The organism is Rhodopseudomonas pseudopalustris (assembly GCF_900110435.1).
Lineage (GTDB): Bacteria > Pseudomonadota > Alphaproteobacteria > Rhizobiales > Xanthobacteraceae > Rhodopseudomonas > Rhodopseudomonas pseudopalustris.
Window position 1 is genome coordinate 119,671 of sequence record NZ_FODT01000015.1, and the last position, 6,708, is coordinate 126,378.

The window sequence follows — 6,708 nt, forward strand, 5'->3', positions numbered from 1 at the left end:
ATTTTGGTCCAGGGGCGGGGAGGGGAGAGATGTCACAGGCCGGCAGCCTTCGTCAGATTCACCCGGAATCGGTCGCGCCGGCGCTGATAGCCGCGGGTCTGCTCGGCGCTCGCATGGCCAAGCTGCTTCTGGACGTAGCGCTCGTCGACCTCAGCCGAGCTGGCAAGGCCAGCGCGCAGGGAATGTCCGGCAAATTTCCCTTCCCGGTCGCCTTCGGGCAGATCGGCGCGCACGCCGGCGGCGAGGGCGGCCGCTTTGACCAACCGCGCCACCTGTTTGTCGGTCAACCGGTCCGGTCCGACGTCTTTTCCGCCCTCTCGGACCCGCCGGAACAGCGGGCCGTGGCCGATCCGGGCGAGCTTGAGCCAGGTTTGCAGGGCGACGACAGGGCAGGTGGCGTCGGAGGATCCCCGGCCGATCTCGACCTCGCGCCAGCCGGTCTTGCCGCGCAGGGTGACGGCCATGCCGTCCTTGAGGATCTCGATCCAGCCGCTGCCGTCTTCGGTCTGCTCGGGCCCAACATCGAGGCCGACGACCTCGGAGCGGCGCAGTCCGCCGGCGAAGCCGACCAGCAGCATGGCGCGGTCGCGCAGGCCCCGCAGGGCGCCGCGATCGAACGTTTCGAGCATGGCGATGACGTCCTCGGGCAGGACGGCTTCCTTCTTGACCGGCGGCCGGCCGTGGGTGCGGCGAATGCCAGCGAGCACGGTCGCGACATGCCGGTCCTGGCGGTCGAAAACGAGGCCACGCTGGCGGAACTGCCAGCTCAGCGCCGACAGCCGCCGCTCGATCGTCGACACGGCGTCGGGCTTCGGCCCGGCCTTCCCGGCAGCGCAGGCGGTGATGTAGAGCCCGATGGTCTGGACGTCCGGGGGGAGGGGATCGAGCGCCTGCCGCCGGCACCAGGCCGTGTAGTGCCGCCAGTCCGCCCCATAGGCGCGGCGGGTGTTCTCAGCGCTGGACGCACGGAAGTAGTCGCGCGCCCGATCGGCGAGCGGCTCCAGATGCGCCGGCAGGCCGGTTGTGACGTCCGGAAGAGGGGAGGGGAGGCCGCCCGGCGCCTCGGCCGGCTTCTCTCCGGTCGACGAAGCGACACCCGGCGCCGGGCTCTCCGGCGGCGCGGGGTCGTCCTGGGCGTCGAATGCGGGGTCGCGCGGGGCGTCAGGGCTCATTTCGCTATATATCGCCGAAAACGTCCGATAATGCAACATTATCGGACGTAGTTAATTGCCGACAGGCGCGGCGGTTTGGAGCGATGAGCGTTGCCAAAAGCGCCGCGCTGAATCATGCTCCGGCATGCCCTCGCGCGCGCGAATCTTCCCCGAACCCCTGCCGACCTTCGCGCCGGCGCCGTCCTGGCTGCGGCGGCGCGCCCCGCCCGAAACCGTGACGGAAGCGGTGTTTTACGCCGGCGCGGCGCTGGCGGCGCTGCATCCGATCGCCCGCGACGAGCACAAGCTCGGCCTCCTGTGGCGCCAGCGCCTTGCGCTCTCGTGCGCCGCGGCGCTCGCGCGTCAGGGCGGGCGCACGGAAGACGAAGCGACGCTGCGCGATCACTGGTATTTGCGGAAGCCCGGCGACGACCCCGGGCCGGGCGGCCGCATCCTCGACGCCTGGCGCCGGCTCGGCGAAGGGGCGACGAGCGACGAGAAGGAATGGATCTGGGCCGTGGCGCCCTCGCTCGGCCATGGGCTCAACTCGCTGCCAATCGAGATCGTCGAGCTCGCCGGCCGCCACACCGACCGGCAGCACGCCATGCCAGTGCTCGCCGCCGCCGAGATCATCGCGGCGAGCGGACGTGTCCTTCCGGACGAGGGGCTGCTGCCGCTGTGGCTCGCCGACGCGGTTCTTGCCCACCAGCTTCGCTGGCCGGCGCCGGTGCCGCTGCTCGCGGCGCATCTGTCACGCGGCGCGCTGCGCAAGACGCCGCAGCACCTCGAGGGTGAGACCGTGTTCATGAGCGCGCTCTGCACGGCCTATGCGACGGCGGCCGTCGCGGCAATCGACCTCTACAACGATCTCGCCCGCCGGGCGACGCGCCTGCTCGCGGTCGCGCCGAAGCTGCGCGGCAAGGACGCCGATTTCACCGTGTCCGTGCTGTTGAGCGAGGACGCCCAGGCGGCCGAGCAGGGCAAATCGGCGAGCGACCGATCCAGCCGACGTCTGTTCGAGCGCCTGGTATCGCTCGGCGTGGTGCGCGAGCTCACCGGCCGTTCCACTTTCCGATTGTACGGACTCTGACGATGGGCCGGCGCGCGCGACAAAAGGAAGGCCTCGACGTCGAGCTCGCCGACTTGCCGCCGGAGTTGCGCTGGCGCGAATGGATGGGCCGCGTCGAGGCCGTCATCTTCGCCTCGCCCGAGCCGGTCACGCGCGAGGTCGTGGCGCGGGTCGTCGGTCGGGAGTGCAATATCGACCTGATCATCGACGACATCCGCGACGAGCTGCGCGGCCGTCCCTATGAGTTGGTCGCCGTCGCCGGCGGCTGGCAGCACCGCACCCGCAAGGTGTTCGCCACGGCGATCCGGACCGCGACCGGGCTGGGCGATCAGGTCCGCCCGCTCTCCCAGCACGAGAACCTGATCCTGATGTGTATCGCCTATTACCAGCCGATCACCCGCGGCGAGCTCGGCCAGTTCTTCGGCAAGGAGGTCAGCCGCGATCTGATCGGCCACCTGCGCGGTCTTGGGTTCATTGCGTCCGGCCCGCGCGCACCGCAGCCTGGCGCGCCCTACACTTATGTGACCACCAACGGCTTCCTGTCGCACTTCGGCTTCAACACGTTGCGCGACCTGCCGGACATGGAGATGCTCGAGGACGCCGGTCTGCTCAGCAAAGACAAGCTACTGGCGGGGGAATTCCCAATCGCTCGTTCAATGGAAGATGATCCTGAACACGATGGAGCGCTGGTCCCCCCATCGGAGGATGAAGAGCCATGGCGTTAGGCGGAAAAGCGGAGATCGAAGCTGTCATCCGGATTCCAAACATAGAGGCCCTCGCCGATGATGAGCTCGCCGAGGTCGCGCATATGCGCGACGGACGATGGAGCGCCCAGACGCGAGCATTGCTGGAGAGGTTCGGGACAACGAAACTGGACTTGAACAGCGGGTGGGCATCGACTTGGACGCTATGGAGCTGTCCTTGCTGCCAGCGCGAGAAGCTGCAGATCGCGCGGATAAGTTCCGGCGGCGTTCTACTCTGCCGCCTGGAATACCATCACGATCATATCGGCGATCTCGCCAAGCGGATCTTCCGCGAGCGCAATCCACGAAGTGGGGAGCGAGACATCAACATCCAAGTCAGTCGCGCGAAGGATGCCCTTATGCCTTTGATCGAGCGCTTCGAGTCGACGCAAATCTGCATCGACTGCAACCTAGCGGAAGGGCGCGCAAAACTCGAACTCACGGGGGAGATAGACGCAAACTTCACTTTTGCGCCTTCCGAAATCGCGAGCTTCATTACGGTCGCCGAAAACCGCACGCACGAAATCGACGTCGAGAAAGCCCGGACTGCCTGGCTGGCGGCGAAGGACGACTTTGCCGATCGTATCGACTTCGCCACGCGCATGGCGCAGCGCATCGCAAGCGGACGGCATCGCCGCGAGGTCGCCCCTGGCCAGCGGCTTCTCGGTCCCATTCAGGAACGCGACGTCGTCTACCGGCTGTTCGCGGCCGCCGTCCCTCCCGGCTATCGGCATCGCTTGGGCGCGCTTATCGAGGCGCGATCCGTTTGCAATGACAGTGCCGGTCAGTCCCTAAAGCCGAAGCGCAAGGCCGTCGTCCGCCCGCCAACCGACAGCGAGTTCGCTGCTGTCGAAGCCGCTCAGGGCGAAACAAAGACATGGAACCACGCGGGGCCGGATTGGCTGTGCCCCTGCTGCGATCGATCGAAGCGCGAGATCTGCCGAAAATCGAACCGCGGAAAATGGACCGCTCGTATTCACCGAGTTGTCGAATACGTTCCCGAGGACGACGAAGAGAGTCTAGCAAGACGGCGCCTCGATGCGGCGAGCCAGATCATTATCGGCTCGTACCGAAGCGTTCTCATCTGTCATGACTGCCGCAACGTGAGCGCCGAGCTTCAACGACGCCGGGCTGGCCTCTCGGAGCAAAGTCTGACGCTCGATAACCTGCGCGAACTCGTCGAAGGTGCCGTACCGCATTCGCCCCATGAGATCGATTTCGAGCGAGCCGCGGCGATCGCAGTCGCCAACGCACCACTGATGGAGGCGATCGACGACTTCGCGGACCATCGCACCCGCGCCTTTGAAGTTCTTGCCGATATCAGGCAGATGACGAAGATCATGGGCTGGTCGTCTCGAAAGGCTCGAGAGATCGTCGGTTATGAAATCGCCAAGGCAAAAGGCTGGGAGCTGGAGGAAGGTGACGACCACGCAGATTGGTTGCTCGCAGAGGCGCGGCGATTGCTTGCTATCGACGAGGCAAAGCAATGACCCGGCCGAGATTGCTGCGACGATCAACGCTCTCCGCCGTAAAGTGCAAACATGGGTGACCGTTTGCGCCACCATTTCGAAGAGAAGATCGCCGCCATGCCGCTTCCTGCTTTCGACGAATTGCCATTCAATGCGCGGCCTGACCTGACGCCGTATCTTCTTCATTTGACCAAGAACACGAAGCCTGAAGACGAATTCTCCGCCTACGACAACCTGGTCAGCATTCTGAAGACAGGCAAAATCTGGGGCAGTAGCTCCAAGAAGGGATTCATCAAGGGGCCGAGCAAGGCAGCTTGCTTCATGGACGTGCCCTTCGCCTCGCTCAAATACGTCCTCACACCGGAGAATTCCGATCCGCAATCTCCACGCTACGAACCATACGGAATCGCAGTCACGAAGCGGTACGCCTATGGCGAGGGCTGCCGTCCGGTCCTCTATCTCTCGGATTCCGAAACCAGGGAGCTGAAAGTCCCCCACAGCGAACTCTGGCGTGTTGTTCGTCTCGAGGTAAGCAAGAAGGGCTGGATCAGTTGGCTGCATGAACGAGAGTGGCGCTGCAAAGGTGACTTCAAGCTTCCCTCAACAGTTCAGGCCGCGTTCGTGCGCAATACGCGGGAGGCCGAGAGCTTGATGAAGGCTATCACCAACTCAAAATCGGAGTTCAAATGCCGGCCGCGCGCCGTCGTTCCGCTGACGGTCATGTGCCAAGGTCTTCTGGCCTGATGAGGACCGACAGACGCTTGACGGGTTCCGTTCGTTCGCGTCGTGTGATCCGGAATAGCTCGCCCGCCGCCCGCGACACGCGATGTCCTGCTCTTCATTTCTTGGGCTTCATCTGCGGACGAGCTATCTCGGCAGCGTCACTGTCTGCCTTGAGACTGGCGATCAGAAGCTCAAGGTCCGCGATATCGCTCGCGAACTCATCGGGCGTGGGCACGGGCACGGTGTCGGCCGCCGGGTTGTCATGGCTGTGCGTATTCGCGCGCGTCATGCCCTCGTGGAAGCGGATGGCGAGCGCATCGGAGAGACGAACATAGCGCAGCAACTGTGTTTGGATGACATCGGTGCCGCGCCGCACGATATCCCGGAAGATGATCTCCTCGACAACGCGCTCGTAGGTGTCGCGAAGCCGGCCATATAGGTTCTTCACCGCGACTTCGTAATCGGCCGGGCTGGTCGTATGCAGCTTCGACAGTTGGGCAGAGTCGTTCTTGATCCGGCCGATGCGCTTGGCGACATTCAGGCCCTTCCACGGCATGCCTGCAGTATCGATTTTGCCGGCGGCGCTCTTGTCGCTGAAAAGCGCGACCGTGACCGGCTCGATCCCCTGAGCGTCGGCGGTGCGGCAGAGTTCATTGAAGAAGACTATGTCGTGGGTGAATACGATAACCTGTCGCTTCGACGCCTCCTCGGCGATGCGCTCCGCCACCTTGACGCTGCGATCGCGGTCGAGTGAGGACACCGGATCGTCGATGACGATCGCACCCGACCCGTCGGTGAGGGCGACCTCAGTCAGGAAGCCGGCCAACGCCAAGGCGCGCTGCTCGCCTTCGCTGAGGATCTCTGACGTCACCTTGGTCAGCTTGGTGTTCGGGTTGACCTCGAATTCCGCCTTGGTCTGGCCGCTCTTGCGCGCGAGCCCGACATTCAGATGCATGATGTCGAAGCGCGTGCGCTCCGTATCGAACTTCGTCACCACGGCCGTCGTCAGATGCGTGTCGAGCAGCTCGTTCGCGCGCTGGGTGATGCCACGAGTCTGGACGTCCGTAAGAGCCTTGCCGTACGCATCGTCGACGACGAGCAGATCGCGCCGGGTGACAAGCTTCCCCTTGTTGGCCGATAGCGTCTTCCGATCTTCGAGCTCGGCCTTCTCGGTCGTGAGCTTGGCCCGCTCCTCGGCGTTGCCCGCCTGCGCCAGCCCATCCTTTTCCGCCTTCAGCTTCACAGCAAACGCCTGCACCTCATCGATCGGCACCACGATGGCAGGGGCGGGCTCGTGCGGCTCGCCGCGAAGGCGTGCAATCGCCTGCTCCCGGCGCTTAACCGCTGCCGACTGAAAGCTCGTGAGCAGGTCGGCCAACCCGGCATCGCGCTTTCGCACCTGCTCGAGCCGATCAGCGAAGTCGGTCGCCCGAAGGCAGACGAGCTCGTGCAGCTTTCCGAGCGCATCGGCTACCGCCTGCTCAGCCTTCGTGGCCGCCGCATCCAGGGTGTCGTCCATATATTTCTGAAAGCGGTGCATACGGCTCACGCCA

Annotated in this window: 6 protein-coding genes; 4 read left to right on the forward strand and 2 right to left on the reverse strand. The window is 64.7% G+C overall.

Going from position 1 to position 6,708, the window contains the following annotated elements:
• Nucleotides 1–32: 32 nt before the first annotated feature.
• Complete coding sequence (locus BMY71_RS22490; protein WP_430715350.1) at nt 33–1,172, reverse strand: tyrosine-type recombinase/integrase; 1,140 nt, start codon at nt 1,170–1,172, stop codon at nt 33–35.
• Between the two features lie 124 nt (nt 1,173–1,296).
• Between BMY71_RS22490 and BMY71_RS22495 the strand changes: the two genes are divergently transcribed.
• From BMY71_RS22495 to BMY71_RS22510, 4 genes are read left to right on the forward strand one after another with little or no spacing between them, the layout of a single operon-like run.
• Entirely contained in the window at nt 1,297–2,241 is a 945-nt protein-coding gene (locus BMY71_RS22495; RefSeq protein ID WP_062313707.1) for a DUF1403 family protein, read from the forward strand.
• Between the two features lie 2 nt (nt 2,242–2,243).
• Complete coding sequence (scpB, locus tag BMY71_RS22500) at nt 2,244–2,945, forward strand: SMC-Scp complex subunit ScpB (RefSeq protein ID WP_062313609.1); 702 nt, start codon at nt 2,244–2,246, stop codon at nt 2,943–2,945.
• On the forward strand, nt 2,936–4,453 hold the full coding sequence (locus tag BMY71_RS22505; RefSeq protein ID WP_139202713.1) for a hypothetical protein: 1,518 nt from the start codon (nt 2,936–2,938) through the stop codon (nt 4,451–4,453). The genes scpB and BMY71_RS22505 overlap by 10 nt, the downstream gene beginning before the upstream one ends.
• Nucleotides 4,454–4,504: 51 nt before the next feature.
• On the forward strand, nt 4,505–5,176 hold the full coding sequence (locus BMY71_RS22510) for a hypothetical protein (RefSeq protein WP_062313605.1): 672 nt from the start codon (nt 4,505–4,507) through the stop codon (nt 5,174–5,176).
• Between the two features lie 94 nt (nt 5,177–5,270).
• On the opposite strand, the gene BMY71_RS22515 is transcribed toward BMY71_RS22510, so the two are convergent.
• On the reverse strand, nt 5,271–6,708 hold a 1,438-nt coding region (locus BMY71_RS22515; RefSeq protein WP_175557759.1), incomplete at its 5' end, for an AAA family ATPase.